General features: G+C 67.6%; 14 protein-coding genes. 12 read left to right on the forward strand and 2 right to left on the reverse strand.

The genetic code is table 11. The annotated features are described in order from the left end of the window. The first annotated feature begins 152 nt into the window (after nucleotides 1-152). The 11 genes from AC5JDC_RS09280 to dhaL (AC5JDC_RS09330) all read left to right on the forward strand — a co-directional run bounded on the left by AC5JDC_RS09280 (nucleotide 153) and on the right by dhaL (AC5JDC_RS09330) (nucleotide 11959). Complete coding sequence (locus AC5JDC_RS09280) at nucleotides 153-1643, forward strand: ABC transporter substrate-binding protein (protein WP_495841101.1); 1491 nt, start codon at nucleotides 153-155, stop codon at nucleotides 1641-1643. A 73-nt stretch (nucleotides 1644-1716) separates the two neighbouring features. After that, nucleotides 1717-2628, forward strand: coding sequence for a carbohydrate ABC transporter permease (locus AC5JDC_RS09285; RefSeq protein WP_106771732.1), 912 nt, complete (start codon nucleotides 1717-1719; stop codon nucleotides 2626-2628). Continuing rightward, on the forward strand, nucleotides 2628-3461 hold the full coding sequence (locus tag AC5JDC_RS09290; protein WP_106771731.1) for a carbohydrate ABC transporter permease: 834 nt from the start codon (nucleotides 2628-2630) through the stop codon (nucleotides 3459-3461). Before AC5JDC_RS09285 ends, AC5JDC_RS09290 begins: the two co-directional genes overlap by 1 nt. Before the next feature lie 2 nt (nucleotides 3462-3463). Next, complete coding sequence (locus tag AC5JDC_RS09295; protein ID WP_106771730.1) at nucleotides 3464-3748, forward strand: hypothetical protein; 285 nt, start codon at nucleotides 3464-3466, stop codon at nucleotides 3746-3748. Between the two features lies 1 nt (nucleotide 3749). Beyond that, nucleotides 3750-4829, forward strand: a complete 1080-nt coding sequence (locus tag AC5JDC_RS09300; protein ID WP_495841105.1) for an ABC transporter ATP-binding protein — start codon at nucleotides 3750-3752, stop codon at nucleotides 4827-4829. 1 nt (nucleotide 4830) lies between these two features. Beyond that, complete coding sequence (locus AC5JDC_RS09305; protein ID WP_495841107.1) at nucleotides 4831-5910, forward strand: ABC transporter ATP-binding protein; 1080 nt, start codon at nucleotides 4831-4833, stop codon at nucleotides 5908-5910. A gap of 41 nt (nucleotides 5911-5951) precedes the next feature. Next, nucleotides 5952-6899: a carbohydrate kinase family protein gene (locus AC5JDC_RS09310; protein ID WP_495841109.1), complete on the forward strand. Its 948-nt coding sequence runs from the start codon at nucleotides 5952-5954 to the stop codon at nucleotides 6897-6899. A 39-nt stretch (nucleotides 6900-6938) separates the two neighbouring features. Beyond that, nucleotides 6939-7946, forward strand: coding sequence for a dihydroxyacetone kinase subunit DhaK (locus AC5JDC_RS09315; protein ID WP_495841111.1), 1008 nt, complete (start codon nucleotides 6939-6941; stop codon nucleotides 7944-7946). Nucleotides 7947-7958: 12 nt separating this feature from the next. Continuing rightward, entirely contained in the window at nucleotides 7959-8600 is a 642-nt protein-coding gene (dhaL, locus tag AC5JDC_RS09320) for a dihydroxyacetone kinase subunit DhaL (RefSeq protein ID WP_106771725.1), read from the forward strand. Between the two features lie 572 nt (nucleotides 8601-9172). Beyond that, nucleotides 9173-11239, forward strand: coding sequence for a bifunctional sugar-binding transcriptional regulator/dihydroxyacetone kinase subunit DhaK (locus tag AC5JDC_RS09325; protein ID WP_495841112.1), 2067 nt, complete (start codon nucleotides 9173-9175; stop codon nucleotides 11237-11239). Between the two features lie 54 nt (nucleotides 11240-11293). Next, entirely contained in the window at nucleotides 11294-11959 is a 666-nt protein-coding gene (gene dhaL, locus AC5JDC_RS09330; protein WP_495841114.1) for a dihydroxyacetone kinase subunit DhaL, read from the forward strand. Nucleotides 11960-12185: 226 nt separating this feature from the next. On the opposite strand, the gene AC5JDC_RS09335 is transcribed toward dhaL (AC5JDC_RS09330), so the two are convergent. Continuing rightward, a complete protein-coding gene (locus AC5JDC_RS09335) occupies nucleotides 12186-13079 on the reverse strand; it encodes a LysR family transcriptional regulator (protein WP_495841116.1) in 894 nt (297 codons plus the stop codon). A gap of 101 nt (nucleotides 13080-13180) precedes the next feature. Here AC5JDC_RS09335 and AC5JDC_RS09340 point away from each other — a divergent pair, with 101 nt between their 5' ends. Continuing rightward, entirely contained in the window at nucleotides 13181-13891 is a 711-nt protein-coding gene (locus AC5JDC_RS09340) for a glutathione S-transferase family protein (protein ID WP_495841117.1), read from the forward strand. Nucleotides 13892-13916: 25 nt separating this feature from the next. Here the strand turns inward: AC5JDC_RS09340 and AC5JDC_RS09345 are convergent, their stop codons facing one another. After that, on the reverse strand, nucleotides 13917-14981 hold the full coding sequence (locus AC5JDC_RS09345) for a hypothetical protein (RefSeq protein WP_495841119.1): 1065 nt from the start codon (nucleotides 14979-14981) through the stop codon (nucleotides 13917-13919). Between the last annotated feature and the right edge of the window lies 1 nt (nucleotide 14982).

The following is a 14982-nucleotide window of genomic DNA, read 5'->3' on the forward strand; positions in this document are numbered from 1 at the left end:
TGGGGACATGGCCATCGACCATATTGACATTTGTCTGGTCTCAGTCGACATATGTCAAAGCTGATGGGCGATCGGAATGGTCCGGCACGCCGGTCGGTTCCCGTCGTCCGCCGGTAGGTGGCGGACGCCAGTCCTTTGGGAGGAAAATCGATATGACTGTTGGTTCCGGATCCCGTGCCGGAAACGGCCTCGTGCTGCCTCGTCGCACGCTGCTCAAGAGCGGCGCGGCGCTCGGCCTCTCCGGCCTCGTTTCGGCTCCGTTCATCAATCGGCTCGTGGCGCAGGAGAGCCACCCGCTCGCCGGCCAGAAGATCGAGATGAACATCCTCGGCATCGCCGGCTGGCTGCCGTCCTCGCTCGGCGTGCAGATGTCGCCGCTGTTCGCCGAGTTCGCCAAGGAGAAATACGGCTACGACGTCAGCTTCGGCTTCGCCGAGGCGCCGTTCTCCGACCTGTTCCAGAAGGCCGCCACGTCGCTCGCGACCCGCAGCCAGGAATACAACATCATCATTTCCGACAGCCAGTGGCTCGGCGCTCTCGCCCGCCCCGGCTGGATCCTGCAGCTCGACGACATCATCGCCAAGAACCCGAACCTGCAGCTCGAGTGGTACTCGCAGACGGTCGTCGACACCTACATGACCTATCCCGACAACTCCGGCAACCGCTGGGGCCTGCCGCAGGAGGGTGACACCATCGCGCTGTTCGTGCGCAAGGACCTGCTCGAGAACGAGGAGGAGAAGTCGGCCTTCCAGGCCAAGTACAACATCCCCCTGCCGCAGACCTTCGAGGACTTCGAGAAGCTGACGATGGAGGACTTCGAGAGGGTCGCCGAGTTCTTCACCCGTCCGGACCAGCAGCTCTGGGGCACCGCCTCGCAGTACAGCCGCGTCTACGACTTCTGCACCTGCTTCCTCTACCCCTATATGTGGAGCCAGGGCGGCGAGATCTGGAACCCGGAAACCGGCCAGGTCGAGGGCATCCTGAACTCGGACATCAACGCCACCGCGATGGACCAGTACAAGGGCCTGCTCAAGTACCAGCCGCAGGGCGCGCTCAACTACGGCATCGCCGAGATCATCGACGTGTTCACCCAGGGTAAGGTGTTCTCGGCCTTCCAGTGGGCGGCCGTCGGCCTCGGCATGATCACCGACGCCAACCGCGACAAGGTCATGGTCGTGCCGCCGCCCTTGCACGGCAAGGGCGCCGAGGCCAAGCGCGTCTATTCGATGGGCGGCCAGCCCTGGGTGCTGAACGCCTTCAACGACGACACCAAGATGCGGGTCGCCATCGACTTCCTGAACTGGTGGTACCTGCCGGAGACGACGCTGGAATTCGCCAAGCGCGGCGGCAATCCGACCGACAAGGCGACGCTGTCCAATCCCGACTTCGACAACATCAATCCGTGGAACCGCGCCTACAAGTACATGCTCGAGCCCGGCCGCTCCCGCGACTTCTGGCACCATCCGCGCTACTCGGAAATGCTGGCCGTCCAGCAGGAGGGCTTCACCTCCTTCATGACCGGCACCACTGCCTCGGCCAGGCAGGCGCTCGACTACATCGCCTGCCAGCAGCAGCAGATCCTCTACGATGACGGCTCGGCCGCCGAGCGTCCGTCGGACGCCTGCTCCGCCGTCTCGCTCTGAGTATCCGACCGTGATGGCGATTGCCGGGGCCGCGCGCCTCGGCAATCGCCGCTTTCCCGAGGGCCGATAAGCGATGTCTTCCCGATTGATGCCCGGCGTGCTGGACAACCGGCGCTTCCTGGTGTTTGCGCTGCTGGTTCCGGTGCTGGCGTTCTTCGTGGTGTTCAACACCATCCCGACGCTGTGGCTGCTGGGCCTGTCCTTCCACAAGTTCTCGCTGATTTCCGGCATGCCGCCGGAGTTCTTCGGCCTGCGCAACTTCGAGGACATCTACTACAACAAGAACGGCATCTGGGGCGATCTCGGCCGCACCTTCCTGTTCGTCGGCGTCGGTGTCACCGTCCAGACGGTGCTCGGCGTGCTGCTCGGCTTCCTGTTCTGGGGATCGAAGGACATGCCCGGCCGGCGCATCGCGCTGACCCTGCTGTTCACGCCGATGGTGCTGACGCCGGTCGCCACCGGCACCTTCTTCCGCTTCATCTACGACCCGACCTTCGGCGTGCTCAACGCCCTGCTGACCGGCGGCCTCGGCATGGGCGTTGTCGATTTCCTAGGCAATCCGAAGATCGCCTACTGGGCGGTGCTGGCCGTCGACTGCTGGATGTGGACGCCGTTCATGACGCTGATGACGCTGGCCGCGCTCGGCTCCGTGCCAAAGGCCGAGCTGGAGGCCGCCGAGATCGACCGCCTGTCATGGCCGAAGCGCATCTCGCTGGTGATCTGGCACCACGGCAAGTTCATCCTGATGCTCGGCATCCTGCTCAGGACCATCGACGCCTTCAAGACGCTCGACCTCATCATCCCGATGACCAAGGGCGGACCCGGCCAGACCACCCGCCTCGTCGCCGTCGAACTCAACAAGCAGAGCTTCGAGAGCTTCAACATGGGCTGGTCGTCGGCCTATTCGGTGCTGTTGCTGCTGATCTCGATCGCCATGACCTCGATCTTCATCTACATCCTCAACCGCCGCAGGAGGGCACGCTGATGTCCCACCGCCTGCGCACCTGGACCTATTACGGGGTCCTCTGGCTGGTCTCGCTGCTGTTCTTCTCGCCGGTCGCCTGGATCATCCTGTCGTCCTTCAAGACGCGCAACGACATCCTGGCGACGCCGCCGAAGCTCGTCTTCACGCCGACGCTCGACAACTACATCGACCTGTTCACGCGCAACACGTCGTTCCTGCTGCAGCTCGGCAATTCGATCCTGCTGTCGGTGTCGGCGGTGGTGATCGCGGTGTTCGTGTCCTTCCTCGCGGCCTTCTGCTTCTCGCGCTTCAAGCCGAAGGGCACCGACTTCCTGATGTTCCTGCTGTTGTCGATCCGCATGCTGCCGGGGCCGGCGGTGATCCTGCCGGTGTTCCTGATGTATGTGGCCTTCGGCTGGAAGGACAATCACCTGGCGCTGATCCTGTTCTACGCGATGTTCTCGATCCCCTTCTCGGTATGGATACTGAAGGGGTTCCTCGACGGCGTGTCGACGCGCTTCGACGAGACCGGTCGCGTCAATGGCGGCTCGTGGTTCCACGTCATCTTCAAGGTGGTGCTGCCGCAGGTAAAGCCCGGCCTGATCGCCGCCTTCATCTTCAACCTGATCTTCGTGTGGAACGAGTTCCTGTTCAACTTCATCATCGGCGGCGTGACCACCCAGAACATCCCCTATGCGCTGGCGGTCGGCGCCTATTCCGATGGCGGTCTCAACTGGACCTTCATCTCGGCGCTCACCTCCATCTACATCGTCCCGCCGGTGCTGTTCATCTACTTCTTCCAGAAGTATCTGCTGGTCGGCATGACCTTCGGCACCGTCCGCGGAGAGGTCTGATCATGGCAAGCAAGACCCCTTTCGCCGAGCGCGCCGAAGGCGTGCTGATGGCCTCGATCCTGGTCGGCATCGTGCTGGTCGCGCAGCAATATTCGCTGCAGCTCTACCGCTTCGGGCTGTGCCTGCTGGTCGCGGCCACCTTGCTGCAGATCGCCGTCGGCAACATCCCGAAGCATCTGGGTGCGGCGGCAAGCCTGGTGCGGATCGTCGTCATCCTCTGCGTCGTGGCGCTTATGTTCCTCCTCGGCATCCTGCTGGTGCCCTATTTCGCACAGTTGGGACGCTGACATGGCGGCGATCGAGTTCGACCGGGTTTCCAAATCCTTCGGTCAGGCGCGCGTCCTCGACACCTTCTCCTTGTCGGTGGAGGAAGGCAGCCTGACGGTGCTGTGCGGTCCGCCCAAGTCGGGCAAGTCGGTGCTGTTCCGCCTGGTGGTCGGGCTGGAGACGCCGGACGGCGGTACCATCCGGCTTTCCGGCCGCGACATCACCCATGAGCCGGCGAGCGCGCGCAACATCGGCTATGTGCCGCAGAGCTTTGCGCTCTACCCGCACCTGACCGTGTTCGACAACATCGGCTACCCGATGCGGCTTGCCGGCGCGCCGCGCGAGGAGATCGCCCGCCGCGTCGACCGCACGGCGGCGATGCTGTCGATCGGCCACCTGCTCAGGAAGACGCCGGACAAGCTCTCCGGCGGCGAGAAGCAGCGTGTGGCGGTGGCGCGCGGCCTGATGAAGGACGCGTCCGTCTTCCTGTTCGACGATCCGCTGGTCGGCCTCGACTACAAGCTGCGCGAGCGCCTGATGGACGAGCTGAAGCAGCTCTGCGAGACACTGAAGGCGACCTTCTTCTACGCCACCTCGGATTCGCTGGAAGCGCTGACCATGGCGCAGACGCTGGTGGTCATCGACGACGGCCGGCTGGTCGAGCGCGCCGATACGCTGAAGCTCTATGCCGAGCCGGGGCAGGTGCGCAGCCTGGAATTGATCGGCTTCCCAAAGGCCAACGTCATCGAAGGGATTTGCCGCAACGGGCGCATCGAGGCGGCCGGGCTGGCGCTGCCGGCGCCGGCCGGTCTCGCCGACGGCCCCGTCAAGGTAGGCATCCGCCCCGAGCATGTCCGCCTCGGCCGCCGCGAAGGCGTCGGCGCCGATGCGCGCGTCGCCATCGTCGAGCATCTGGGCTCGGAGATCGTCGTCTATCTCGACCTGAACGGCCACCCCGTGACGGCCGCCTATGCCGCCGGCCACGCCGCGCCGCCGGAGATCGACAGCGCGGTCAAAATCGACATCGATCCCGTGCGCGCCATGATCTTCGACCCGAACTCGGGCGCGCTGATCGGCCGCTGCGCGGCGGGAGGGCTTTGACATGGTGAAGATCGTCATCGACAAGGTGACCAAGCGTTTCGGCCCGTTCACCGCCATCGACGCCATGGACGCCGTCTTCGACGACGGCGCCGTCACCTGCCTGCTCGGCCCGTCGGGCTGCGGCAAGACCACGCTGATGCGCATGATCGTCGGCCTGGAGCAACCGACCGTCGGCCGCATCCTCTTCGGCGACCGCGACATGAGCGGCCTGCCGCCGCGCAAGCGCAATGTCGGCATGGTCTTCCAGTACCCGGTCATGTACCAGACGCTGTCGGTCGAGGAGAACATCGCCCTGCCGCTGACGCAGGACAGGTCGCTGTCGGCGCAGGAACGCGACAAGCGCATCGAGGAGGTGCTCGACATCCTCGACATGCGCGACAAGCGGAAGCTGTTCATCGGCGATCTCGACGCCGGCAGCCGTCAGAAGGTGGCGGTCGGCCGCGCCGTCGCCCGCCGCTCAGACATCGTGCTGTTCGACGAGCCGACCACCAATGTCGAGGTGCAGGCGAAGCTGCTGCTCATCCGCGCCTTCAAGCTGGTGACGCAGCGGCTGAAGCAGACCATCGTCTATGTCACTCACGACCAGACCGAAGCGATGACGCTGGCCGACCGCGTCGCGCTGATGCGCGACGGCCGCATCATCCAGTACGACCGGCCGGCCGACCTCTATGCGACGCCCGCGACGGAATTCGCCGGCTGGTTCCTGGGCAATCCCGGCATGAATTTCATGCCGGCCCGCAAGACGGCGGCGGGTATCGAGACGCCGCTGACGGCGGCGCCGGTCGCCGCGGACGCCGAGGTGTCCGGCAACGGCACGCTGACCGCCGGCATCCGGCCGGAGCATGTGCGCCTCGGCGCCACCGCCGCCCCCGGCGCGGTGCCCGGCGTGCTGAAGGATCTGAGCGTCACCATCGCCGGCCGCTTCATCGCCAATGTCCGCATCGAGGGCGACACCATCGTCAAGGTAAAGACCGACGAGGCGATCGCCGCGCGGCCGGGCGACACCGTCTACCTGGCGGCCGACCCGGCGGGCTTAAGCTTCTACAGCGGCGGCAACCGCGTCGCGGCGGCGGCGAAATGACGAAGAAGACCGGTGGCCAAAGGTTCTAGGGAGGCTTGGAAATGACTCATGACGTGTCCGTCATCGGACTCTACATCCTCGACATCCTCGGGCGCCCGGTGGATGCCATCCCGGCCGGCGGCAATGTCGAGTTCATCGACGAGATCCGGCTGACGGTGGCCGGCACCGCCGGCGGCACCGTCATCGACCTGGCGAAGCTCGGCCTGAACTGCCTGGCCGTCGGCGCCGTCGGCGAGGACGAGAAGGCCGACTTCATGCTGGCCACCATGCAGCGCTTCGGCATCGACACCTCGGCCATGCAGCGCATTGCCGGCGTGCCGTCCTCGGCGACCATCCTCAACGTGCGCCGCAACGGCGAGCGGCCGGCGCTGCATGTGCGCGGCGCCTCCGACCATTTCGACGTGCCGCCCTCCGACTACGACCGCGTGCTGGCCCCGCGCATCGTTCATCTCGGCGGCACCGGGCTGCTGCGGCGGCTGGACGGAGAGCCGAGCCGCGTCCTGCTGGAAGAGGCCAAGCGGCGCGGCTGCACCGTCACCTTCGACCTGATCGCGGCGACCGCCGAGACCATCGGCCTGATCCGGCCGCTGCTGCCCTACATCGACTACTTCATGCCCTCGGTGGAGGAGGCGACGGTCATGTCCGGCCAGAAGACGGCCGAGGACGCGGCGCGCTGGTTCATCGACGCCGGCGTGCAGTGCTGCGTCTTCACGCTGGGCGGCGAGGGTGCCTTCTACGCCCATGCCGACGGCACGCGCCTGAAGCGGCCGGCCTATGACATCCAGGTGGTCGACACCACCGGCTGTGGCGACGCCTTCGACGCCGGCTTCGTCACCGCGCTGCATCACCAGATGGATACCGAGACCGCCATCTCCTTCGCGCAGGCTTCCGCGGCGCTGGTCGCCACCGGGCTTGGCTCGGACGCGGGCATCCGCTCTTTCGAACATACTCTGGATTTCATGAAGACCTGCCCTGTGCGACAACAGTAACGGTTCGGCATTGCGGCGAAGGCAGGAGGACGGGTTCTGATGCAGACCAAGAAGATCATCAACAACGGTGACGACGCAGTCGACGAGATGGTCGAGGGCATCCTCGCCGCCCATTCCGACACGCTGCGGCCGGTCGGCGGCAACCTTCGCGCCCTCGTCGCGAAGAACGGCCCGCGCCCCGGCAAGGTCGGGCTGGTGATCGGCGGCGGCTCCGGCCACGAGCCGAGCTTCGTCGGCTTCGTCGGCAAGGGCCTGGCCGACGCGGCCGCCATCGGCAACGTCTTCGCCTCGCCGCCGCCCGATCCGATCATGGAATGCACCAAGGCTGCCGACGGCGGCGCCGGCGTGCTCTACATGTACGGCAACTATGCCGGCGACGTGATGAACTTCGACATGGCCGCCGAGATGATCGGCATGGACGGCATCGAGGTCCGCACCGTGCTGACCACCGACGACATCGCCTCGGCGCCGCCCGCCGAGCGGCACAAGCGGCGCGGCGTCGCCGGCAATTTCTTCGTCTTCAAGGCGGCGGGGGCGGCCTGCGACATGATGCTGTCGCTCGACGAATGCGAGCGCATCGCCCGCAAGGCCAACGACCGCACCTTCACCATCGGCGTGGCGCTCGGCGCCTGCTCGCTGCCGCAGACGCGCAAGTGGAACTTCGAGATGGGACCGGACGAGATGGAGGTCGGCATGGGCATCCATGGCGAGCCCGGCATCGCCCGCGAGCCGCTGCAGAGCGCGGATCAAATCGTCGACCGCATCATGGACCAGCTGCTGGCCGAGATGGATGCGCCCAAGGGCTCGAAGGTGGCGGTGCTGGTGAACTCGCTGGGCTCGACGCCGCTGATGGAGCTCTACATCATGAACCGCCGCGTCCACCGCCGCCTGGCCGATGCAGGCATCGAGACCCACCGCACCTTCGTCGGCACCTATTGCTCCTCGCTCGAAATGGCGGGGGCCTCGATCACGCTGATGCATCTCGACGACGAGTTGCAGCGGATGCTCGATCATCCCTGCGACTGCGCGATGTTCCAGGTCAAGTAGAAGGCTATCCCCATGTCGGCACTCACATCGGCGGATCTGATAAAAATGTTCCGGGCGCTGTCGGAGCGCATCGAAGCGGAGAAGGGCTTTCTCTGCGAGCTCGACGGCCATATCGGCGATGCCGACCACGGCATCGCCATGGCCCAGGGGTTCGGCGCCGTCGCCAGGGCGCTGGACGCGCTCGACCCTGCCGCCATCTCTCCGACCGACGTCTTCAACACGGCGGCGAAATCCTTCCTGAACGCGGTCGGCGCGTCCTCCGGGCCGCTCTATGCCACGGCCTTCATGCGCGCCGGCGCCGCCTTCAAGGGCAAGGACGCGATCGCCGCCGACGAGGCGCCGGCGATCATCGAGGCGATGGCGCGCGGCATCCAGGACCGCGGCAAGGCCGAGCCCGGAGACAAGACCATGATCGATGCCTGGCAGCCGGCCGCCGTCGCGGCCGCCGCCGGCCGCGAGGCCGGCAAGCCGGCGGCCGAGGTGTTCGCGGCCGCGCGCAAGGCCGCGGAGGAAGGCGCCGCCGCGACCGCCGGCATGGTGGCCAGCAAGGGCCGCTCCTCGCGCCTCGGCGAGCGCTCGCTCGGCCATGTCGACCCAGGGGCGGCGTCGGCGGCGATCGTCGTCGCGGTGATGGCGGAAAGCCTCGCCGGCTAGGCCCGGCGCGCGACCGGGACGGTTTTGCGGACGGTCGATATGCTTGGGAGCCATGCCACGGCAGCCTGTCTTTGCCGACGCGGTGCGATCGGCCTGTCGCGGCCTCGCACATGCCGGAATTCGCCATCGACTCCGCCTCTGACTGCGCCTTCGACATCTCTTCGTCGATCGACGGGTAGGGCGATCGCATACGGCAATCGACGAGAACCTTCGCCGCCTCGCACCCCCACCCCTAACCCCTCCCCACAAGGGGGAGGGGGACTTTGCGGCCGCCATGCCGCGCGAAACCGTCGACGATTGAGGCCTTGCGGTGATGCCAGCCAGTCCCCCTCCCCCTTGTGGGGAGGGGTTAGGGGTGGGGGTATACTCATATGCGGTCGTTCCCGTTCATCGGGGGAGAGGTGCCGATCCCGAGCTTGGCGAGGGGGAGGCGGTGAGGGGGTCGACGAACCGAGCTTCGGCCCAGGTTCAGAACTCCGCCCCACCCCTGTTGATCGCACCGCGCGCCGGGCGCATGCTTGCGCGCAAAAGCGACTGCCCGGCGGCTCCCGTGCCGGGCGAGGGGAGTGGCGATGAGGGGAAAGCAGGCGGCGCGCGCCGGGACGGCGGAAGCTCCCGTCCCCATACCGCTGCGCTACGGCGACGATCCCCTGGTCTGGGCCTGCTGGCTCTATTACGAAGAGCGCATGACCCAGGGCGACATCGCCGAGGCCATGGGCATCTCGCGCGCCACGGTGAACGCCTACCTGGCCGACGCCCGCGAGCGCGGCATCGTCAACATCACGCTCGACCCCGCCCGTCTGGCCTCACTGACGCTCGCGCAGGAGCTGAAGCGGCATTTCGGCCTGCGCGACTGCCTGGTGGTGCCCAGCGACGGCAGTTCGCGTTCGCTGATCGACCGGCTCGGCATCGCCGGCGGCCAGGCCATGCGGAAGCTGCTCAAGTCGGGCGACACGCTGGCCGTGGTGTGGGGCCGCACGGTGCTCGCGGTCGGCCGCAACACCAAGGTCGCCGGCCTGCATGACGTCACCGTCGTCCAGGCGACGGGCGGGACTGCCGGCAGGACCGACTACACGCCAGATCTCTGCGCCGCAGCCTTCGCCGACGCGGTCGGCGGCCGCTGCGTCACTGTCATGGCGCCGATGCTGGTGAGTTCGCCCGAGATCGGCAGGCTGCTGCTCGCCGAGCCGCTGCTGGAGGAGCAGTTCGCCACGCTTGCCGAAGCCAACAGGGTCGTCTTCGGCATCTCGTCGCTGCGGCCCAATTCGACCATCCATATGAGCGGCCTGCTCGAGAGCGTGTCGCTGCAGGATTATCTGGCGAAGAACGCCGTCGGGGTGATCGCCGGCCGTTTCATCGACGAGCGCGGCCAGCCGGTCGCCGGGCCGCTCGAGCAGCGCACCATCGGCATCTCGCTCGAGGCGCTGAAGGCGATCCCGATGCGCATCGCGGTCGCCGGCGGCTTCGACAAGGTGCCGGCCATTCTCGCCGCGCTGCGCGGAGGCTACGTCAGCATCCTGGTGACCGACGCGGCGACGGCGCGCGGCATCCTCAAGGCCGACGGCATGGCCGGCATCGACGACAAGCTGGTGCACCGGCCGAAGGCGGAGACGCTGCCCAACACCTATCGCAGCCACGTCAAGAAGTTCATCAACGACCCTCAGGACGTGATCGAGGAGATGCTGGCGGGCGCGGTGGCCGCGCACCGCAAGCACGTCGCGCCGATCGGCGGCTCGCACCGGGCGCTGGTCGCCCGCGACGGCCCGCGCCCCGGCAAGGTCGGGCTGGTCGTCGGCGGCGGCTCCGGCCACGAGCCGTGCTTCCTCGGCTATGTCGGCAAGGGCATGGCCGACGCCGTCGCCATCGGCAACGTCTTCTCCTCGCCGCCGCCCGATCCGATCCTGCAATGCGCCAGGGCCGCGTCGCGCGGCCGCGGCGTGCTGTTCGTCTACGGCAACTATGCCGGCGACGTCATGAATTTCGAGATGGCGGCCGAGATGGCGGAGGAGGAGGGCATCGAGGTCCGTACCGTGCTCACCACCGACGACATCGCGTCCTCGCCGGTGGAGGACCGCGACGGGCGGCGCGGGGTGGCCGGCAATGTGTTCGTCTTCAAGATCGCCGGTGCCGCCTGCGATCTCGGTTGGAGCCTCGAGGCCTGCGAGGCGGTGACGCGCAGGGCTAATGCCCGCACCTACACCGTCGGCGTCGCGCTCGAACCCGGTTCGCTGCCGCAGACCAGGCGCCCGAGTTTCGAGATCGGCGCGGACGAGATGGAGATCGGCATGGGCATCCACGGCGAGCCGGGCGTGGCGCGCGAGCGGATGAAGACCGCCGACGAGATCACCGACGCGATGATGGACCGGATCTTCGCGGAGATGACCGCCGGCCGCGGCGACCGCGTCGCCGTGCTGGTCAATTCCTTCACCGCCACGCCGCTGATGGAGCTCTACATCCTCTATCGGCGCGTCGAGCAGCGGCTGTCGGCCAAGGGGATCGACATCGCGGCCAACTGGGTCGGGCCGTATTGCACGTCTCTGGACATGACCGGAGCGTCGATCACCATCCTGCATCTGGACGACGAATTGGACTCGCTGTTGAACCATCCGTGTGAGACTGCTTTCCTCCGCATCGGTTAGCATGGGAAGACGCGTTTGAATGCGTCCGCTGGAGGAGGAGAAGTGGAGGCCAAAATGCCGGGCAACGGGGCGCGCCGCCTGGTCAGGATGTTTCACCTGATCTCGGCCGTTATCGAGCGCGAGAAGGATCGCCTGTCCGAACTGGACGGGGCGATCGGCGATGCCGATCACGGCATCACCATGTCCATCGGCTTCCTCGCCGTGAATGGCGCACTGGCCAGGCTCGATCTCGACCGGACTATGCCGGCCGACGTGCTGTCGGTTGCCGCCACCGCCTTCCTGAACGCCGTGGGCGCTTCCACCGGCCCCCTCTATGCCACGGCCTTCAAGCGGGCGGCTCAAGCCTTCAAGGATCGCGAAGAGGAGACGCTCAATCTCGCCGGCCAGTCGGCGATGCTCGGCGCCATCGCCGCGGGCATCCGCGATCGCGGCAAGGGCCAGCGCGGCGACAAGACCATGCTCGACGTCTGGATTCCGGCGGCCGAAGCGGCGGCGGCCGAAGCGGCGGCGGACGCCGCGGCACGCGGCGACGCGGAAGCCGCGGCATGGGCGAAAATACTCCAGACGGCGCAGGCCGGGGCGGACGCGACGCGCACCATGGTGGCAACGCGCGGCCGCGCCGCCCGCGTCGGTCCGCGCTCGCTGGGCCACATGGATCCGGGCGCCGCCTCGGCAGTCTGCATCCTCGGCGCCATGCGGGATGCTTTCTGCGAGGGATGAGTTCGCAACGCTCTGGTCGCCCACGCAGTCGGCGCTGTGCCAAGCCCCCCTCTCCGTCTCGCCCTTCGGGCTCGCCACCTCTCCCCCACTGCGTGGGGGCGAGGAACCGCTGCCACGATGCCGGCGCCTCTCCAGCCTGGGTTCCTCGCCCCCACGAAGTGAGGGAGAGGTGGCGAGCCCGAAGGGCGAGACGGAGAGGGGGCTTCAGCGGTCAAAAATCGCGGCGTCACCCCACTTCCGCTTCACCTCGCCCCGCCAGGAAATCGATGACGGCCCGCACCGAAGGCAATTGCCCGCGGCGGTGATGCGTGAGGATCGTCGTGGTGACCGAGCCGGCGGTCCATTCGGGCAGCACCCGCACGAGCTCGCCCCGCCCGATGGCCGGCGCGGCGATGGTCTCCGGCAAGCAGGCGATGCCGAGCCCCGCAGTAGCGGCGCCGAGCAGCACCACGGATTCATCGGCCAGGAAGCGCGGGACCGGCGTCACCTCGACGGCGTCGTCGGCCCGCCTCAGCCGCCATTGCCTTGCCGAGGGGCCGACGAGCAGGCCGTCGTGTTCCGCGAGAGCGTCGGGCTGTCTCGGCTCGCCTCTCCCTGCGAGGTAGCCGGGCGCGGCCACCAGGATGATATGCTCGGTACCCAGCCGCCGCTGCACCAGCCCGGAATCGGGCAGCGGTCCGAAATGGCTGCGAACCGCGATGTCGAAACCTTCCTGGACGAGGTCGACGAACCGGTCGGTGACGTGAAGCTGCACCTCCAGCTTCGGATAGGCGCGCGCCAGCGCCGGCAAGCGGTCGGCAAGCTGGAACTGCGCCGTCGGCACCGAGGTGGTGATCTTCACCACGCCGCTCGGCTCCGCCAGCCGCCGCCGCACCACGCTCTCGGCCGCCTCGGCCTCGATGACCGCGGCGCGCGCGTGGTCATGGAAATCGCGGCCGAGTTCGGTGAGCGCGAAGCTGCGCGAGGTGCGGTGGATCAGCCGCGCGCCCAGCGTCGCTTCCAGCTCGGCCACCCGCTTGCTGACGGTGGACTTCGGCAGGCCGAGCCGCCGCCCCGCCGCCGCGAATCCGCCCGTCTCGACAGCCTGCACGAAAATCAGCAGATCGTTGAGGTTGTACATGCAATGTCCATATATGTGGACTTTGAAGCGCATAATGCCCGTCTACAGGGTAAAAGTCCATACAGCCATATTGCCGTCACCGACAACCAAGGAGACGGCACATGGAACCCATCCTTTTCTACGGCATCCCTTCCGGCTGCTCGTTCGGCTCGATCGTGGCGCTGGAGTGGCTCGGCATTCCCTACCGGCTCAGCCGTATCGAGATGCCCGAAACGGTGCAGAGCGAGCGCTACCGCCGCATCAACCCGGTCGGCGAGACGCCGACGCTGATGACCGCCGACGGCCGGCTGGTCTCGGAAAGCATGGCGATCCTCAACCATATCGCCCCGCACGGCGTCGGCAACGGCCTCGCCTTCGCACAGGGCACACCCGGCTTCGACCGTCTCAACCAGATGATCGCCTATCTGAACACCAGCCTCTTCAACGGCTTCAGCCCGCTCTGGTACGCACTCGAGCACGAGCTGGAGGGCGGCGAGAAGAAGGCCCTGCGGTCCTACGGCGCCGCCAACCTGCACAAGGTGCACGCCGATCTGGAGCGGATGCTCGGCGCGAGCGACTGGCTGCTGGGCGAGAGCCGCACGCTGGCCGACGCCTATTTCGCCGGCATCGCCCGCTGGACGAAATACCACGACGTCATCGACCGCAAGGACTATCCGGGGCTGCAGCGCCTGTTCGAGCGCCTGGAGGCCGATCCGGCGGTGCGGTTCGCCCATGCGATCGAGCGTGGCGAGGAGGCGCGCGGCGCCGGCGGCTTCCGCGGCCATGTCGGCCTCGACGAGGCGCTGGAGCGGCTTGGCGCGGCCTACGCCTGAGCCCGGCCGGGCGCCGCCGGAACGATCACCTGAAGTGCCCGCCGTCGAACGGCAGGACGCGTGCATCGCCGCCGACGTCGGTCAGCGTGATCGTGTCGGCGGCGATCTGGATGTCGCCCACCTCGGTCCAGCCTTGCGGCGCGGCGATGGCGCCGAAGGCATAGCGGATCGCCGTCGTCTTGCCGTCGCCGAGCGTCAGCCCGGTCGGCAGGCCGTCGGTATCGCCGCCGCCGGCGAGATGAAAGCCGACGACGGCTTCCTCCATGCCGATCACCGCCCGGTGCCGGCTGTTCCAGGGGGAATAGCTGCGGCCGCCATTGCTCATCCACAGCACCGTATGCGGCAAGGACCTTGCGTCCTTGACGGCGAAGAACAGGAAGCCGCCGGACGCCGCCAGCGCCGCCGTCCAGCCCATCGCGGTGCCGGGCATTTCCGACAGCGCCACCAGATCCTCGTGTCCGTCGTCGAACGGATAGAGGCGCGCATCGGCGACGCCGCCATCGGCCCGCCGCACCGCCGCAAGCGACGCGAAGCGCTGCGGATAGGCGAGGATGGAGCGGCCGCGGGCCGGATCGGGCTCCGGCGCGCCGGAGGGGGTCCTGCCCGCCGATTTGGGCGAGAAGCTGAGCCGTGCGCCGCCCGGAACATGCAGCATGGCATGGTGCGCCACCGGGATCTTTCCGGCACCGCCCTCGAAGACATGGGTCTGGTAGACGACCGGATGGCCGTCGCGCAGCGCGATCTCCTTGGTGAGCCGCGCGCCTTCGACCGTCTCGCGCAGGCGGTAGCGTGCCGTCACCGTCCCGCCCGTCCGCGCGGCCGTGCCGGCGCTCTCCCAGGTGCCGTTGGCCGGCCAGCCATGGATCGGCACGTCCGGCCCGGCATCGCCGAACGGTGCGCAGAAGAAGTCGCCGGCGAGCCGCCGCTCGACCGGCGCCACATGGTCGGGCAGCACCTCGCCGCTCTCCAGCCACGGCGCGCGGTACAGCGGGCGCAGGTCGCCCTTCTCCGTGGCGATGACGAGGCCGTCGATGACCCCGCCCTCCGGCCGGAAGGAAAGCGTAATGCCCTCTGCCTCGATCGTGTCCATC

The sequence above is a fragment of the Kumtagia sp. genome (assembly GCF_059502445.1).

Bases quoted from the DNA above. Each gene is read 5' to 3' on its own strand.
- AC5JDC_RS09280 (WP_495841101.1), top strand. From the start codon at position 153: ATGACTGTTGGTTCCGGATCCCGTGCCGGAAACGGCCTCGTGCTGCCT.
- AC5JDC_RS09285 (WP_106771732.1), top strand. From the start codon at position 1,717: ATGTCTTCCCGATTGATGCCCGGCGTGCTGGACAACCGGCGCTTCCTG.
- AC5JDC_RS09290 (WP_106771731.1), top strand. From the start codon at position 2,628: ATGTCCCACCGCCTGCGCACCTGGACCTATTACGGGGTCCTCTGGCTG.
- AC5JDC_RS09295 (WP_106771730.1), top strand. From the start codon at position 3,464: ATGGCAAGCAAGACCCCTTTCGCCGAGCGCGCCGAAGGCGTGCTGATG.
- AC5JDC_RS09300 (WP_495841105.1), top strand. From the start codon at position 3,750: ATGGCGGCGATCGAGTTCGACCGGGTTTCCAAATCCTTCGGTCAGGCG.
- AC5JDC_RS09305 (WP_495841107.1), top strand. From the start codon at position 4,831: ATGGTGAAGATCGTCATCGACAAGGTGACCAAGCGTTTCGGCCCGTTC.
- AC5JDC_RS09310 (WP_495841109.1), top strand. From the start codon at position 5,952: ATGACTCATGACGTGTCCGTCATCGGACTCTACATCCTCGACATCCTC.
- AC5JDC_RS09315 (WP_495841111.1), top strand. From the start codon at position 6,939: ATGCAGACCAAGAAGATCATCAACAACGGTGACGACGCAGTCGACGAG.
- dhaL (WP_106771725.1), top strand. From the start codon at position 7,959: ATGTCGGCACTCACATCGGCGGATCTGATAAAAATGTTCCGGGCGCTG.
- AC5JDC_RS09325 (WP_495841112.1), top strand. From the start codon at position 9,173: ATGAGGGGAAAGCAGGCGGCGCGCGCCGGGACGGCGGAAGCTCCCGTC.
- dhaL (WP_495841114.1), top strand. From the start codon at position 11,294: ATGCCGGGCAACGGGGCGCGCCGCCTGGTCAGGATGTTTCACCTGATC.
- AC5JDC_RS09335 (WP_495841116.1), bottom strand. From the start codon at position 13,079: ATGTACAACCTCAACGATCTGCTGATTTTCGTGCAGGCTGTCGAGACG.
- AC5JDC_RS09340 (WP_495841117.1), top strand. From the start codon at position 13,181: ATGGAACCCATCCTTTTCTACGGCATCCCTTCCGGCTGCTCGTTCGGC.
- AC5JDC_RS09345 (WP_495841119.1), bottom strand. From the start codon at position 14,981: ATGGACACGATCGAGGCAGAGGGCATTACGCTTTCCTTCCGGCCGGAG.